Source organism: Ignatzschineria indica, from assembly GCF_003121925.1.
Taxonomy (GTDB): Bacteria; Pseudomonadota; Gammaproteobacteria; order Cardiobacteriales; family Wohlfahrtiimonadaceae; genus Ignatzschineria; species Ignatzschineria indica.
On sequence record NZ_QEWR01000006.1, the window covers coordinates 1 to 16,183 of the forward strand.

General features: G+C 41.5%; 13 protein-coding genes. 4 read left to right on the forward strand and 9 right to left on the reverse strand.

Features of this window, described 5'->3' with window-relative positions; translation table 11 throughout:
• The 6 genes from DC082_RS09250 to DC082_RS09275 all read right to left on the reverse strand — a co-directional run.
• On the reverse strand, positions 1–900 hold a 900-nt coding region (locus DC082_RS09250), incomplete at its 3' end, for an Ig-like domain-containing protein (protein WP_123059929.1).
• Positions 901–1,134: 234 nt separating this feature from the next.
• Positions 1,135–1,563, reverse strand: coding sequence for a hypothetical protein (locus DC082_RS09255; protein ID WP_109236736.1), 429 nt, complete (start codon positions 1,561–1,563; stop codon positions 1,135–1,137).
• A gap of 269 nt (positions 1,564–1,832) precedes the next feature.
• The gene (gyrB, locus tag DC082_RS09260; protein WP_109236737.1) at positions 1,833–4,226 is read right to left on the reverse strand and encodes a DNA topoisomerase (ATP-hydrolyzing) subunit B; all 2,394 of its coding nucleotides are present in this window, start codon (positions 4,224–4,226) and stop codon (positions 1,833–1,835) included.
• A gap of 249 nt (positions 4,227–4,475) precedes the next feature.
• On the reverse strand, positions 4,476–5,570 hold the full coding sequence (recF, locus tag DC082_RS09265; protein ID WP_109236738.1) for a DNA replication/repair protein RecF: 1,095 nt from the start codon (positions 5,568–5,570) through the stop codon (positions 4,476–4,478).
• Between the two features lie 6 nt (positions 5,571–5,576).
• On the reverse strand, positions 5,577–6,677 hold the full coding sequence (dnaN, locus tag DC082_RS09270) for a DNA polymerase III subunit beta (protein ID WP_109236739.1): 1,101 nt from the start codon (positions 6,675–6,677) through the stop codon (positions 5,577–5,579).
• Positions 6,678–7,012: 335 nt separating this feature from the next.
• Complete coding sequence (locus DC082_RS09275; RefSeq protein ID WP_109236798.1) at positions 7,013–7,525, reverse strand: gamma carbonic anhydrase family protein; 513 nt, start codon at positions 7,523–7,525, stop codon at positions 7,013–7,015.
• Positions 7,526–7,876: 351 nt separating this feature from the next.
• Between DC082_RS09275 and pheA the strand changes: the two genes are divergently transcribed.
• On the forward strand, positions 7,877–9,022 hold the full coding sequence (gene pheA, locus DC082_RS09280) for a prephenate dehydratase (RefSeq protein ID WP_109236740.1): 1,146 nt from the start codon (positions 7,877–7,879) through the stop codon (positions 9,020–9,022).
• Positions 9,023–9,293: 271 nt separating this feature from the next.
• The gene (gene folB, locus DC082_RS09285; RefSeq protein ID WP_109236741.1) at positions 9,294–9,698 is read left to right on the forward strand and encodes a dihydroneopterin aldolase; all 405 of its coding nucleotides are present in this window, start codon (positions 9,294–9,296) and stop codon (positions 9,696–9,698) included.
• 173 nt (positions 9,699–9,871) lie between these two features.
• Here the strand turns inward: folB and DC082_RS09290 are convergent, their stop codons facing one another.
• Positions 9,872–11,131: a D-amino acid dehydrogenase gene (locus DC082_RS09290; RefSeq protein ID WP_109236742.1), complete on the reverse strand. Its 1,260-nt coding sequence runs from the start codon at positions 11,129–11,131 to the stop codon at positions 9,872–9,874.
• Positions 11,132–11,362: 231 nt separating this feature from the next.
• Here DC082_RS09290 and DC082_RS09295 point away from each other — a divergent pair, with 231 nt between their 5' ends.
• Positions 11,363–12,787: an alanine/glycine:cation symporter family protein gene (locus tag DC082_RS09295; protein ID WP_109236743.1), complete on the forward strand. Its 1,425-nt coding sequence runs from the start codon at positions 11,363–11,365 to the stop codon at positions 12,785–12,787.
• Between the two features lie 173 nt (positions 12,788–12,960).
• Positions 12,961–13,377 carry a methylglyoxal synthase gene (locus tag DC082_RS09300; RefSeq protein WP_109236744.1) on the forward strand — a complete coding sequence of 139 codons (417 nt, stop codon included), beginning with the start codon at positions 12,961–12,963 and terminating at the stop codon, positions 13,375–13,377.
• 244 nt (positions 13,378–13,621) lie between these two features.
• Here DC082_RS09300 and DC082_RS09305 read toward each other — a convergent pair whose 3' ends face one another.
• Together DC082_RS09305 and ffh are read right to left on the reverse strand one after the other, a co-directional pair.
• The gene (locus tag DC082_RS09305) at positions 13,622–14,680 is read right to left on the reverse strand and encodes a S49 family peptidase (RefSeq protein ID WP_109236745.1); all 1,059 of its coding nucleotides are present in this window, start codon (positions 14,678–14,680) and stop codon (positions 13,622–13,624) included.
• A 123-nt stretch (positions 14,681–14,803) separates the two neighbouring features.
• Positions 14,804–16,153: a signal recognition particle protein gene (gene ffh, locus DC082_RS09310; protein ID WP_109236746.1), complete on the reverse strand. Its 1,350-nt coding sequence runs from the start codon at positions 16,151–16,153 to the stop codon at positions 14,804–14,806.
• Positions 16,154–16,183 lie beyond the last annotated feature (30 nt).

Below are 16,183 nucleotides of genomic sequence, written 5' to 3' on the forward strand. Positions count from 1 at the left end.
CGTATCTGGCGCAGTTACCTCGCCTGGTTCTGATTCATTTCCTGAATCATCTTTTAACACGACTTCTAGCTCTTCACCATTCGTTAATGGCGGATCTAACTTAATGTCAAAGTTTCCATCAGCATCAACTTCGCCTTCGGCAATGACCTTACCGTCAGCATCTTTAATGATTACGTCAGCATTTGGTTCACCTTTACCACTAACGTTAGTACCATCTTCGGAAACCACTAAATCAGTTGGTACATCTGGTGCTGTCGTATCTGGTGCAGTTACCTCACCTGGTTTTGATTCATTTCCTGAATCATCTTTTAACACAACGTCTAGCTCTTCCCCATTCGTTAATGGCGGATCTAACTTAATGTCAAAGTTTCCATCAGCATCAACTTCGCCTTCGGCAATGACCTTACCGTCAGCATCTTTAATGATTACGTCAGCATTTTGTTCACCTTTACCACTAACGTTAGTACCATCTTCGGAAACCACTAAATCAGTTGGTACATCTGGTGCTGTCGTATCTGGTGCAGTTACCTCACCTGGTTTTGATTCATTTCCTGAAAACTTTCCGTCACTATCACTACTGGAAGACAACGCGGCAACTAATCCTCCTGCGGCAACTCCCCCAGCTAAAAGAGGCAACCATGCAATTCCATCCTCATCATCTTCAAAAAGAAGGTCAGAATGAAGATCATCGTGAAGAAGAAAGAAGTTCTCTATCACAATGACTTGTCCATTCTTAAGTTTTAAGACAAGATTATTTCCCTCTTGAATAAACTCAGCGACATCGGCACGATACATGCCCGTATGAACGATAGAAGCATCGTTTAATACAATTTTGGAACTATTAACTGTAACTTCGTTAGATGATTTTTTATTTACAACTAAGAATGTTGAGCTAGACATAACTATGACCTTAATTTTTTAATTCACTGATGAGGAATAAATGAAGCAGAGCATAACCTGGTATGTTGCACGCAACATACTATAAGGAAATCTAATCTATTATCCTTTAAGCAGATAAATGATTAACTCTTAATATATTTTAAATGATATTGATGAGGGGCTTTCTAAACGTATTAATATATTAAAATAATAATACCTACTAATGGTAATCTTAATCTTTATGATATATACAATCTATAATTTCTTGAGACTGTTCTTGATAATAAAAGGTTTACCTTTAAAATCTACGGACAATATATAATCCTGATAATATTGACCATCATTAACTTGTAAAGTCATATCATAGATAGAACTCTGCCCTAAGCAGTTTTCCACCCGAAAACTATAGTCTCCTGGACTTAAGTAATATTGCTGGTGTTCGTTAATTAAATAACTACCCACCTTTTGCCCATTAATATAGAGTTCGATCGGACAACTACTCTCTGTTAACTGACCGTTACCACCAATTTTCCTATCTCTTTCAACATTTATAAGAAGCTTATCCGAGGATACACCTTCAAGCGGTGGATGATAATCAATTGCGGCATTAGCGACAGCCAAAAAAACCATAAACACAGAAATAAAAACTGCTCTAACAATTGACTTTAAAAAAATATTTCTCATAAATTTATATAATAACTTTGGGCAACATATCAAAAGCGACATAAAATAACTTGCTCAGTATATATACAGATAATATATGTGTCAATAATCATAAATAATTGTATAAGCCCCAAACACCAGCATTATTCATATACTTCGAAGTTTTTTGTTTTTAGAAAAGTATTGTAAATAAAATAAAAAAATAAATATAATTTCAAGACAAAATAAAAGCCTCGTAAGTTTACGAGGCTTCGATAAAACAGACAGTACAGGACTACTAAATATCTATACTAAATATCTAAATTACCAACCATCTGTGCATTTTCTTCGATAAATTCACGACGAGGTTCAACTTCATCCCCCATCAACATGGTGAAGACTTCATCTGCCTTAACCGCATCTTCAACTTTAACCTGCAGAAGCCTGCGAGAATCTGGATCCATTGTTGTCTCCCATAACTGCTCGGCATTCATCTCTCCAAGACCTTTATAGCGGGAGACTTGTTGTCCTTTTTTAGCCTCATCAATCAACCAGTCTAAACCTTGTTTAAAGCCACTAATCTTAAAGCGTTTTTCACCACGCTGCACAAAAGCACCCGGTTGAATAAGCGCGTGTAATTCAGTTGCGAGAATAGCGATCTCTTGATATTCATTTGAGTTAATAAAGCGAGCATCAATGAGGTATTTATCGGTGATATTGTAACGCTCACCCAAAATAGTGATCTCTTTTGCTTCAGGATTTGCAACTACTTGGTAATTTACTGCCCCTTCAGAGATATCTCGTTGTAACTCTGTCTCTAACATCTTAGCCCAATCAGCGGCATCGGCCGTCGCTAACATCTCTTCTGTTAATGCCGGCATTTCAAGTAGATGATAGAGAACCTCTTCTGGTACTCGGTGACCAATACGATGGATAATATGTTCAACTCTCATTAACTGCTTCGCTAACGATTCCATCACAACCGACGAGATTGCCGGCGCATCACTACTTGGATGCATAGAACCATTTTCTAAAGCGGTATTTAAGAAATAGAGTGCAAGTTCATTATCATCTTTAATATAAGTTTCTTGTCTGCCACGCTTAACCTTATAGAGCGGAGGTTGCGCAATATAGATATGTCCACGCTCAACAAGTTCACGCATTTGACGATAGAAGAAGGTCAAAAGGAGCGTTCGAATATGCGCACCATCAACGTCAGCATCCGTCATAATAACGATCCGATGATAACGCAGCTTGTCAGGGTCAAATTCATCACGACCAATCCCACAACCGAGCGCAGTAATTAATGTACCAATCTCAGCGGAGCTAATCATTCGATCAAATCGTGCTCGCTCTACATTTAAGATCTTCCCTTTCAAAGGAAGAATTGCTTGGAATTTACGGCTGCGCCCCTGCTTTGCAGATCCCCCCGCCGAGTCCCCTTCCACAATAAAGAGCTCTGATTTTGCAGGATCTTTTTCTTGACAATCTGCAAGTTTTCCAGGTAATCCTGCGATATCAAGTGCGCTCTTTCTTCGAGTGTTTTCTCTCGCTTTTCTAGCAGCTTCACGCGCCATCGCCGCATCGATAATTTTTGAGGTAATCGCTTTAGCATCTTCAGGACGCTCTAAAAGAAATTCCTCTAAACGCTCTGCTAAGATACTATCAACCACAGGACGCACTTCACTCGAAACTAACTTCTCTTTTGTCTGTGAAGAGAATTTAGGCCCCGGAATCTTCACAGAGATAATTGCCGTTAAACCTTCACGCGCATCATCGCCTGTTGTGGCAACTTTTGTTTTCTTTAAAAGCCCTTCCTCTTGCATATAGCGGTTAAGCGTTCTTGTCATTGCCGCTCTAAAACCGGCAAGATGCGTTCCACCATCACTTTGAGGGATATTATTGGTATAACAGAAAACACTCTCTTGATAACCATCAGTCCATTGAAGAGAGATCTCAACACTAATATTATCTTTTTGACAATTACAATAGAAAATTTGAGGATGGATCTTATTACGGTTTTTGTTAATCAGCTCAACATAAGCCTTAATTCCACCTTCATATTGAAAAACATCTTCTCGGTCATCTCGCTCATCACGCAGAGTAATACGAATTCCTGAATTAAGGAATGCAAGCTCTCTTAGTCGCTTATAGAGCGTATCATAATCAAAATCAATATTATTGAAGACCTCTTTACTCGGCTTGAAATAGACCGTCGTTCCCGTTTTATCTGTCTCTCCGATCTCTCTTAAGGGGTAATCAGGATCCCCCAAAGTGTATTCCTGCTCATGAACTTTACCATGTTTATAGATGGTTAATTTCAACTTTGAAGAGAGTGCGTTGACAACAGAAACCCCAACACCATGTAGACCGCCGGAGATAGCATTATCTTCAAACTTTCCTCCAGCATGAAGCACCGTCATAACAACCTGCGCTGATGACACCCCTTCTTCAGGATGAATCTCAACAGGAATACCACGGCCGTTATCCGTTACTGTTACAGAGTTATCAACATGAATTGTGATGCTGATATCGTCACAATGCCCCGCTAATGCCTCATCGATCGCATTATCGAGAACTTCAAACACCATATGATGAAGACCGGTACCATCATCGGTATCTCCAATATACATTCCAGGGCGCTTACGAACAGCATCTAACCCTCTTAAAACCTTGATACTTGGAGATTGACTTTCAGTTGTCATTCACAATACCTCTTTATTGATTCTGATAAAACTTTTGTAAAATTTATAGCTCTTAACTAAACCTTAATATTAATTAATCTCTCTAATAGAGATCTCCCATAAAGTTCAATGAAAGCCCTATAAACTTTTTATGATAATTCTGTAATAAGTTTGTAATAGCTCTGCAATAATTTTGCCACCTAATCTACAATTAAATTTGTCAAAAAATTGCAAAAAACTACTAATCTTTTTTCTTATAATAGCTCTCGATTATACCATTTTTTGCGCAATCCCGTCATTAAGTTGATAGTAACTTCTTTCTGAGATCAGAGTAGGATCGGTTAACTCAGGAAACTCATCTGCTTCTAAGCAGGTCACAAAGAGCTGCGATTTTTGCGCAATCAACTCCTCAAGAAGAATACGCCGCTTCTCTTGATCAAGCTCTGCAGTTAAATCATCCATTAAGAGAATCGTTGAAGCATTTTGAAGTTTCTGATGTAACTGAATTTGTGAAAGCATCAGCGCAATCGTTGCCAGCTTAATTTCACCACGTGATAGATGTTGTGTCACAATTCGTCCATTGCAACGTAGCGTAAAATCTCCTCGATGGGGACCTACCCGAGTAAAGGTCATCTGCCGATCCCGCTCTCTTGCCGTAAAGAGCTCCTCTTGCAATGCCCCTTCTGTAAATCCCGAAAGGTAATCTAAACGCCAAGCGGCATCTTGATCAATCAACCTTCCTAACAATAGGACAACTGAAGGGGTAATCTCCTCCACAAATCTCCGGCGATAACCATTTAATATCTCCCCCGATTCCGCTAATTCCAATTCAATGCTATTTAAAACAGCATTGGAGTAGCCCCCTTTTAGAGCAGCATTCCGTTGAGAGAGTGCCTTATCATAGCGTTGCCAGATACTGTGATAGAGATCGTAATTTTGAAATAACCCCCAATCCATAAATTGCCGGCGAGCTTTCGGCTCTGCCATCAGCTGTGTGCCGGTATCAGGCCCTAAAAAGAGCATCGGCAATAGTTTTGCAAGATGAGATCGACGCCGAATATTCTCACCATCTTGGCGAACGACTAACTCCGTTTTTGTTCGCTCAAGCCCTAAGCGAGAAGTCACTACCCCATCTAAAGAACGAAGCTCAGCAATAGCGCGAAGATAATCCGTTCCTTCGCAGATCGCTTGATTGATACGGGAGGTTCTAAAGGAATGGGTTTGAGATAAAAAGTAGAGCGCCTCAAGTAGTGAGGTCTTACCTGATGCATTTTTCCCGACAATTAAATTAAATTGCGAGTCAAAATCAAACTTTTGACTCGCTAAATGTCTAAAATTTTCAACTTGTAAAGATTGAATAATCACTCTGAATTAGAGTCTCATCGGCATAACAACATAACTGACACCATTACTATCTGAATTCTGAATCAGACAACTTGAGTTAATGGCCGTAAAACTTAAACGAACCATATCATCATCGAGGGCTTTTAGCGCATCAATCAGATATCCCACATTGAAGGCTGTTGTGAAGGTTTCCCCTTGGTAATTCACCTCAACCTCCTCCTCTGCTTGCTCCTGCTCAGGATTATTAACCTGTAATTTTAGAAGATAATCGGAGACTGTAAAACGAATACCGCGGAATTTATCTTGAGACAAGACGGATGCACGATTAAGCGCTTCGATCAATCCGACCCGATCCGCCACAATAATTTTATCCCCTAATGGAGGAACAACACGCTTATAATCAGGGAACTTGCCATCGATCAGTTTTGTTGTAAAGACAATACTTCCTAACTCTACACGCAGATGATTTTCGCTAAGCTCTAAATGAACTGGTGCCGATTCATTTTCAATAAGCTTCAGTAACTCTTCGACCCCTTTTCGAGGGATGATCAGCTGTTTTTGCATCTCAGAACTCTCCGGCAATTGGAGATAAGAGACAGAAAGACGATGTCCATCCGTTGCAACAGCATTGAGCTCTGTATCATTAACATCTAACAATAGACCATTTAAGAAGTATCGCACATCGGAAACGGCCATAGAGAAAGCAACCTTTTCAATCAGGCGACGAAGCTCATTTTTCGGCAGAGTCAATGTCTTTTCAAATTCTAAATGATCCGATACCGGATACTCATCTACCGGTAAGCAACTTAAGGTAAATCGTGAACGGCCCGCAGTGATAATTGCTCGCAGATTATCAACCTCAATCTGCACTTCAATGCCTTCTGGCAATGCTTTTAATATATCGAATAACTTTCTTGCCGGGAATGTAATGGCGCCCTGATCAACAGGGATATGGGGAAATGAGCAAGTTAACTCAATCTCCAAATCGGTGGTAGTGAGCGTAATCTCATCATCACTCGCAACACATTTAACATTCGCTAAAATGGGAAGCGTCTGCGTTCTATCAATTACACCGATGATCGCCTGCAGAGGCTTCATCAACTGTTCTCTTTGAATAACTAACTTCATAGGTCCTCTTTTAGTCTCTTCTTGGGTGAGCGATAGATATCGACGTTAACCAATATCTTTCTGAAATCGTCTCACATAAGATGTCGCTCACTATTACAGATCTGAAATTTTGCAGATATTGATCTTCAAAATTATAGCATGATATTTAAGAGCTTGCTATTGGTAAAAGCAAGTAGAAATCGGCGATCTCAAGCGATAGCCACTAATTATCTTGCTCTACCAGACTTATCCACAAACTTGTTAACAACCTCATTAATTGCAATCTTTTACTACCATCTTCTATTACTATTTAATAGCCGTGAATTTACTCCGTCATGCCTCAATATAATGGCTTTCTATAAACCTTCTTTCAAATACCGATCCTTTAAGGTGACATATTGTTTTGCAGAGAGATAGAGTCCTTCAATCTCCTCTTCACTCAATACCTTAATTCTTCGTGCCGGCGCCCCTACCCAAACTTCACCACTTCTCACAACTTTTCCCGGCGCTAAGAGCGCACCAGCCCCTAAAATACTGTGCGGCTCCACCCGTGAACCATCGAGTAAAATAGCGCGCATACCGATCAAAACCCCATCTCCAATGGTACAACCATGCAACATAGCGCCATGTCCAACTGTGACATCATTACCAATAATAGTAGGATATCCATCAGGAGGATTTGCACCAGGATTGGTCACATGGATTATAGATCCATCCTGAATATTGGTTCGATCACCAATCACAACACGATTAACATCGGCACGAATCACAACTCCCGGCCAGATTGAGACATCTTCTCCTAACGCAACATCACCAATAATGGTTGAACTTGAGTGAACCCAACTTTTCTGCCCTATTTTCGGTGTCATTCCCTCAAATGTAATAATATTCTCTGCCACTAAATTCTCTGCCATTAACCTATCTCCTAGACTACAACTTTTTTACACTTCAATTTTGTACCCATCATCATGAGCACTAAAGAATTCTGATGACCGATCTATTCAGCACCAATCATTAAGTACCGAACATTAAGTATTGATCATTCAGTATCACTATTACGAATGATTATTTAGTGAATGATATTCGTGAATGATCATTGTCATTCTATAACAATTCATTCTATAGTAATTTGAGCAACCAAAAATATTAATAAACGCACCATCGAGCGTTAACAGAAATATTCGATCATCAAAATCATGTATGGAATTATGGAATAGAGAATGAAGAAGAGTGTTACATCCGAAGAGAAGATCTCTCAAAATGAGCAGATTACAACTGAAGAATCATCAACAACTGACCCCTTAGCCCCCCATAGAGCGGCTATCGATAAGATTGATGCAGAAATTTTGCACCTCCTGAATGAACGCGCTAAAGAGGCAAAAGCGATCGGCGATATTAAGATCGCAAGTGGTGATAGTGAAATGTATCGCCCGGAGAGAGAAGCTCAAGTTCTAAAGAGTAAAATGGCAGCAAATCCAGGGCCTATTCCAGATATCGATATTGCCCGTCTCTTTCGCGAGATTATGTCTGTCTGTCTCTCATTAGAGAAACCGCTCAATATTGCTTACTTAGGCCCGGAAGGAACTTTTACTGAAGAGGCAGCCATTAAACACTTCGGCGGTGCGGCGAAACGCCTTCCCATTCGAACGATCGATGAGATCTTTCATGCCGTAGAGTCAGGAAAGTTTGATTTTGGTGTTGTTCCCATTGAAAACTCAACGGAAGGAGCAGTGAATCAGACTCTCGACTGCTTCCCCACCTCAAATGTCTATATCTGTGGTGAAACAGAGTTAAAGATCCACCAAAACTTAATGTCCCATGAATCTGAGCTACAATCGATCAAGACTGTTTATGCTCATCCACAATCCCTAGCTCAATGTCGTTCCTGGCTCGATGAGTATCTTCCTCATGCAGAGCGTATCGCTACAAACTCCAATGCCGGTGCAGTTCAACGCGCCAATAACGAATCGGGAACTGCGGCCTTAGGAGGGAAGCAAGCAGCTGAAGTCTACGGCGTCCCCATATTGGAAAAAAATATTGAAGATAATCTCACCAATAGTACGCGGTTTCTAATTATCGGCACAAAACGTATCCCACCAAGTGGTAATGATAAGACAACGATACTTGTCTCGGCCAATGATCGCCCCGGCTTGTTGCTCCATCTAATTGCGCCACTCTCAAAGTACAATATTACAATGACACGCATTGAGTCCCGCCCCTCTAAAAATAGCAATTGGAGCTATATCTTCTTTATCGATGTTTTAGGACATTTTGAGGAACATGGCTTAAAATTAGCTTTAAAAGAGATTGAAGAGGTCTCCTCTTTCTTTAAGGTATTGGGATCCTATCCCGTTGCTCTCTACTGATAGCAGTAAGCTCAATCAGTTCGATAGAGGGAATAGATATAGAGGAGATAGATAAATAGCCCATGGTAAATAGATATCTATCCATTGCGATATCTATCCATTGCCGGTTTCAATAAACTGAAATCTTCATAATGATAGAATAGTAAGCAGTTATAGTAAAAATTTAGCGTGAAGGTCGGTACTTACCGGCCTTTTTGATCTTTTAGATTTTCCTCTTATCACCCTATCAACTCTTCCCGAAAGGGCGTCGTATTACAATAAGGAATACTTCATGGAAAAAATTTCACTTCCTAAACCAGATATTGTCTTTATCAAAAATCTTCAACTCGATGTTATTATCGGCATCTATCCCCATGAACGCACGAACTCTCAACCCATTACGCTCAATCTTGAGATGGAATGGAATAACCGCCCTGCAGCAAATAGTGATGATATTACTCTGACGCTTGACTATGAAAAGGTGAGTAATTACATTAAAGATTTTGCCAAAAACTCCTCCTTTCAACTCGTAGAAACCTTTACTGAACTATTAGCTAAAAAACTGATCGAAGAATTTAATATTCCGGCATTAACGATCGAACTCAATAAGCTTCAAGCAATTGAACAGACTGATGCTGTAGGTGTAAGAATCTATCGAGAAAGAGACCATTACCTCACAGAAACGCTCAGCGAGTAGGAAGCAGACGTAAAAGAGAGAGGAGAGATAAACGCAAAAAATAGATGTTCAACAGCGACAATTTCCCAACCATAAAAAAGAGGCTCATCTTCAATGAGCCTCTTATAAAGATTCAATAGGGATAACGATCGTAGATATAACGATCGATTTGGTGAATCATTTGGTGAATCGATTTAACGCTTATATCGCGTGATATCAAGCCCTTCAGTGCTAATCTCAGGTGTTTCTCCTGCAATCAAATCACTCACATAACGGCCACATCCTGCCGCCATGGTCCAACCGAGCGTTCCGTGACCGATATTTAAGAAGAGATTATCATATTTTGCGCGACCTAAAATAGGCGTTCCATCAGGTGTTGCCGGTCTTAAACCGGTCCAGAAAATCCCCTCTGGAATATCTCCCCCTTCCGGATAGAGATCTTTTGTCACAAATTCCAATGTCTCGCGGCGACGCGGATCAAGGCTCAAGTCATAACCCATCACTTCTGCCATACCGCCAACACGAATACGCTCATCAAAACGGGTAATCGCAATCTTATAAGTCTCGTCCAAAATAGTGGACTTCGGCGCCATATCAGGATTTGTGATAGGGATTGTTAAAGAGTAACCTTTTAGCGGATAAACCGGGATTTCAATTCCGATCGGAGCGAGCTTTTCAGCACCATAACTCCCTAAACAGACCGCATAAGCATCTGCTGTTAATCGCTCACCATCAACAATAACGCCGGTAACCTTCTTCCCATCTACTTCGATCTTATCGACAATAGCACCAAACTTAAATTCTACACCTAGCGCTTTTGCTTTTTCTGCAAGACGACTTGTATAGAGATAGCAATCTCCTGTCTCGTCATTAGGAAGACGGAGTCCTCCCGCTAATTTATCAACTGTTTTTGCCAATGCTGGCTCTACAGCAACGATACCATCACGATCGAGCACTTCATAAGGAACATTAAACTCCTCCAATACCGCGATATCGCTCTTAATCGCTTCCATCTGCTTTTCGGTTCTTAAGAGCTGTGTTGTCCCTAAAGTTCTCTCTTCATAATGAAGATCGATCTCAGCACGTAAATCTCTTAAACAATCTCGGCTATATTCAGAGATACGAACCATCCGCGCCTTATTAGTTGCATAGCTCTTCTCATTACAATTTAAGAAGAGATCCCACATCCACTTATACTGTTTTAAGCTAGAGGTAGGACGAATTGCCAAAGGTGCATGCTTGCTCTGCATAAGCCATTTAATCGCTTTCATTGGGATTCCCGGCGCCGCCCATGGGGATGCATAACCCGGTGAGATCTGCCCCGCATTACCGTAGCTTGTTTCAAGTCCTGCTCCATCCTGTCGATCAACAACGGTGACTTTAAAACCTTTTTTAGCTAAAAAATATGCGAGTGAGGTGCCAACAGCACCGCTTCCTAATACCAATACTTGCATGATTACATGCCCCTCCTAGGCTCTAGTAAATACGCTTTGACTTTCATCTTTCTCTTTTTATGCTTATAATAATCTCTTTTTGAGATACTACATGCATAATGCTTTTGTGAAGAGATCATTATACAGAGTTCTCAAAATTAGCTTAAAAATTTGCCGTAATAGTTGACTTAAACCTATAAACAAAAGCTAGCTGTTGTGCGCTATTTCCCACAATTTTAGGAATTCTGATCAATGTCTTTTGATACATTATTAACCGCTTTTCAAACAATCCTTTGGGACTATCTGCTAGTCTACCTCCTTTGTGGTACCGGGATTCTCTACACCTTTCTCCTAAAAGGGATTCAGGTTCGAAAATTTAAGAGCGCCCTAAAGACCTTAATTGCCAAGTTTTCCCTCTCAGGAAAACGAGCAGATAAGAAGGGAATGAGTTCATTTCAAGCAGTATCAACCGCCATTGCAGGACAGGTAGGAACGGGGAATCTCGCAGGACCAGCAACAGCAATTATCGCCGGTGGGCCAGGAGCTCTCTTCTGGATGTGGGTCTCCTCCTTTTTTGGAATGGCGACCATCTATGCAGAAGCAATTTTAGCGCAAAAATATCGCACCTATGATCGTACAGGACAGATTGTAGGAGGCCCGGCTTACTATATTGAGAAAGGGTTAGGTATCAAATGGCTTGCCATCCTCTTTGCCATCTTCATCATTCTAGCGCTCGGCATTATTGGCAATATGGTGCAGTCAAACTCGATTGCATCAGCCTTTGAAAAGTCACTCTCGATTCCCACTTGGATCACGGCACTTGTAGTTTCACTGCTCGTTGCCTTCGTTATTATTGGTGGGATTCGCAATATTGCCGCCTTTACTGAAAAAGTTGTCCCTTCAATGGCCTTCTTCTACCTTCTAGGAGCTATCATCGTCTTGGGCCTCAATTATCAATATATCTTCCCGGCATTAAAGATGATTGTTATTGCCGCTTTCAATCCTGAAGCGGTTTTAGGAGGTGGCGCCGGAATTGCGATTCAGCAAGCAATGCGCTTAGGTATTGCACGAGGGCTCTTCTCAAATGAAGCGGGAATGGGTTCAACCCCTCATGCTCATGCAGTAGCAAAGGTTAAAACGCCCGAAGAGCAAGGTTATATTGCCATGATGGGGGTCTTTGTTGTCGGCATTATCGTAACTTTGACAGGTCTTGTGATTATTACCTCAGGGATACGAGGCTGGGAAGCCTCAATGAGTGACAATCCCTCCTTTCTCTCCTTCTTTGACGGTCACGGTACCGGCATTACCATCACCCAATATGCCTATGAGATGGTATTTGGCTCTATCGGAGGCATCTTTATCGCAATCTCCCTACTCTTTTTTGCCTTCTCAACCATTATTGGCTGGTACTACTATGCCGAAACAAATGTTCGCTATCTCTTTAAAAGTCGTGCGGCTGTACCCATCTTTCAGCTAATTGCTGTTATTGGCATCTTTTTTGCTGCCTTTATCCATGTCGATATTGTCTGGCAGATGGCGGATCTCTTTAACGGTTTAATGGTGCTTCCTAATATCACAGCACTCCTACTTCTTGCGCCCATAGTGGTCCTCGAAACAACAGGGCTTGCTTGGCACAATATCCCACTATTTGGGAAATTGGGTAAAAAGAAAATATAAAAAAAGAAGCGTACAGAGAACAACAGATAGGAACAATGAATAAAAGAACAACGAATAAGAAAGAGAGGGGGAGTGTGTAAGATCTTGATCATCGCTGTTGCAAAATAGATTAGAGGATCTATTATCAGTAATAAGCTTTAGTCCCGCTTTTACCACCTAGAAGGATATTAAATATGAAACCTCTCTCTATCGGCTTAGTCGCCCACGATGCAAAGAAAAAGCTCTTGGTAGATTGGATCGGAGATTATCTCCCCTACTTTAGACAACATAATCTCTACGCAACAGGAACTACCGGATCCCATATTTTAGAGGCTTATCCCGATCTCTCTTTAACAAGATTGAAGAGCGGTCCTCTCGGGGGCGACCAACAATTAGGATCGATGATCTGTACTGATAAACTCGATATGTTGATCTTCTTTACAGATGCCTTAACGCCAATGCCCCATGATGTTGATGTTAAAGCATTGATTCGTCTCTCAACGCTCTACAATATTCCGATCGCTTGCAATACGGCAACAGCAAGTCTCTTGATGCAAGCAGTCTTAATCGACAATGATTACGATCATCAGTTAGAAGATCAGGATCATTAGTTACGAAGTGCAGATTGGAGCGTAAGCCCCCTTTTTAAGAGTAATCAATCGCTCAAAAGAGAAGAAACATCATCATAAAAAGCGCTATTTGAATGGCAGAGTCATCATCTTTAATGATCATTAACTCTACCGTTCGATAGCGCTTCTTTTATTGGCGACTCACGAGAGAATTCTTTCAGACAAGTCGATCAATCATAAATCGATCGATCATCTCCTATTAAGAGAGAGCATGAAAGAGAAAGTTTTAATAGAGTCCCGGCTGTGGCAAGAGTGCCTTAATAGTCGAAATCACCCCTAATCCTAACTCTCGCATCATCTTACTCAATGGATCCTCTTTCTCTGTAAAATCGATCAATGCCGGCGCTTGCCACTCTCTAGCCACTGAAGCTGCTGAACCTAAACCATCGATCAATCCAAGAGAGAGCGCCTGCTCCCCATTCCAAACAAGACCACTATAGAGTAGCGGATTATCAGCATCTTTTAATCGAGAACCGCGCCCCTCTTTCACTGCAGTAATAAATTGTTGATGGACACCATCGAGCACGCCTTTCCACAATTCCGTCTCAACAGGATTTTGGGGTGAAAAGGGATCGAGAAAAGCTTTATATTCACCTGATGTATAGAGCCTACGCTCAATACCGATCTTATCCATCAGCTCGACAAAACCAAAACTCGCCGCAGTCACCCCGATCGATCCCACTAAACTCGCTTTATCCGCATAGATCTTATCTGCAGCAGCCGCAATATAGTAAGCTCCCGAAGCGCCAATATCTTCAATCACGGCAAAAAGCTTCTTATGGGGATAGAGCGCACGAAGACGATTAATCTCATCATAGACATAACCGCTCTGTACCGGAGATCCTCCCCCTGAATTGATTCGCAATATAATTCCGACAGCTTTAGGATCTTGATAAGCTTTCCCTAGAGCTGATATCAATCTTGCAGCGCTTGCATCACTATTTTCAGCAATAATCCCCTTTAGATCGATTACCGCACTATAACGATCGAGAACACGCCCCTCTGAATCAACCTTAATCGCTCCGCTTTCGATCGATCTTCCGGCAAAAAAGAGTAATACCATTAGGAGAAAGAGAAAGCCAAAGAGCAATCGGAAAAAGATGGTCCAACGTCTCTTTCTCCGTGCCTCAACAGTTGCATTGTTGAGGGCATTCGCTAATGCTGCTGCTAAATGCGCTGAATTAATCCCATCACTATTACTATCACGACCACTCCCACTTTGATAATGACCTTCTAAAGCGCCCCGATCTAGCGGTGGAATATGATTGATCGACTCTCTACTCATCTCTTCTCTCCCTATTTGGCAAAAACCCTTACTGCCGAGCAATAAGGGTTCTCTTGTCAATTTTGATTCTATCCATCATCGGGCATCAACCCATGATACCAATAACATAATACCGATAACATATTAGCGGCGTGGCAATTTACCTTTGAGTGAGCGCATCATCTTTCTAACACCGCCCCCTTTAAATTGCTTCATCATCCGTTGCATCTGATCAAACTCTTTTAAAAGTTTATGGACTTCTTGAATATTGACACCTGCACCATCAGCGATCCGTTTACGGCGTGGCGCTTTAATCAATTTATGATCGGCTCTCTCTGCCGGCGTCATGGAATTAATAATGGCAATCTTCTGCACGAAGATCTTATCGTCCACTTTCCCTTTAGCTTTCTCTGCAATATCACCCATTCCCGGCAATTTGGTCAGTAGCGTATTGATCCCACCCATATTGAGCATCTGCTCCATCTGTGCTTTGAAGTCATTAAGATCGAGGCCTTCCCCTTTCTTAAATTTCTTCGTGATCCGCTCCGCCTCTTCCCGGTCAACCTTAGCTTCCATCTCTTCAACTAAAGAGAGCACATCTCCCATATCTAAAATACGAGATGCTAGACGATCGGGATGGAAAGGCTCTAATGCTTCAAGTTTTTCACCAACCCCTAAAAACTTAATCGGTTTTTGAGTGATATGACGAATCGAAAGAGCCGCACCACCACGCGCATCACCATCGATCTTTGTCAAAACAACACCCGTTAAAGGGAGCGCATCATTAAAGGCTTTTGCCGTATTTGCCGCATCTTGCCCTGTCATACTATCGACCACAAAGAGTGTCTCGATAGGATTGAGCACTTGATGGATCTCTTGGATCTCGGTCATGAGCGTCTCATCAATATGGAGTCGACCTGCAGTATCGACAATTAAGACATCCGCATTCATCAGTTTTGCGCTCTCTAATGCACGGCGCGCAATCTCTTGTGGCTTTTCATCTCCCGTTGAAGGGATAAACTCTGCACCCACTTGACCTGCTACTTTTCGTAGCTGCTCAATAGCAGCCGGTCGATAGACGTCCGCACTTACAACAGCTACCTTTTTACGCTCACGCTCTTTGAGATAACGCGCTAACTTACCAACACTTGTGGTCTTACCCGCCCCTTGAAGACCTGCCATAAGGATTACTGCCGGTGGCTGTGTCTGCAGGTTTAAGGTTTCATTACTCTCGCCCATAATATTGATGAGCTCTTCATGAACCACTTTCACAAAAACTTGCCCAGGGTTTAAACTCTCGATCACTTCACGACCAACAGCACGCTCTTTCACTTGGTTAATAAACTCACGAACCACAGGCAACGCAACGTCCGCCTCTAAAAGCGCCATACGGACTTCACGCAGAGCATCTTGGATATTACTCTCTGTTAATCTCGCCTGCCCTCTAAGGGAACGCATTGTTTGTCTTAAACGACCACTTAAATTTTCAAACATAAAAACCCTTTTTAGCTTTTATTTATAATT

What these genes read in the sequence shown, in the direction of transcription:
- DC082_RS09305 (WP_109236745.1), bottom strand. Translation starts at nt 14,680, where the DNA reads ATGAGTAGAGAGTCGATCAATCATATTCCACCGCTAGATCGGGGCGCT.
- pheA (WP_109236740.1), top strand. Translation starts at nt 7,877, where the DNA reads ATGAAGAAGAGTGTTACATCCGAAGAGAAGATCTCTCAAAATGAGCAG.
- ffh (WP_109236746.1), bottom strand. Translation starts at nt 16,153, where the DNA reads ATGTTTGAAAATTTAAGTGGTCGTTTAAGACAAACAATGCGTTCCCTT.
- folB (WP_109236741.1), top strand. Translation starts at nt 9,294, where the DNA reads ATGGAAAAAATTTCACTTCCTAAACCAGATATTGTCTTTATCAAAAAT.
- DC082_RS09295 (WP_109236743.1), top strand. Translation starts at nt 11,363, where the DNA reads ATGTCTTTTGATACATTATTAACCGCTTTTCAAACAATCCTTTGGGAC.
- DC082_RS09255 (WP_109236736.1), bottom strand. Translation starts at nt 1,563, where the DNA reads ATGAGAAATATTTTTTTAAAGTCAATTGTTAGAGCAGTTTTTATTTCT.
- DC082_RS09290 (WP_109236742.1), bottom strand. Translation starts at nt 11,131, where the DNA reads ATGCAAGTATTGGTATTAGGAAGCGGTGCTGTTGGCACCTCACTCGCA.
- dnaN (WP_109236739.1), bottom strand. Translation starts at nt 6,677, where the DNA reads ATGAAGTTAGTTATTCAAAGAGAACAGTTGATGAAGCCTCTGCAGGCG.
- gyrB (WP_109236737.1), bottom strand. Translation starts at nt 4,226, where the DNA reads ATGACAACTGAAAGTCAATCTCCAAGTATCAAGGTTTTAAGAGGGTTA.
- DC082_RS09275 (WP_109236798.1), bottom strand. Translation starts at nt 7,525, where the DNA reads ATGACACCGAAAATAGGGCAGAAAAGTTGGGTTCACTCAAGTTCAACC.
- DC082_RS09300 (WP_109236744.1), top strand. Translation starts at nt 12,961, where the DNA reads ATGAAACCTCTCTCTATCGGCTTAGTCGCCCACGATGCAAAGAAAAAG.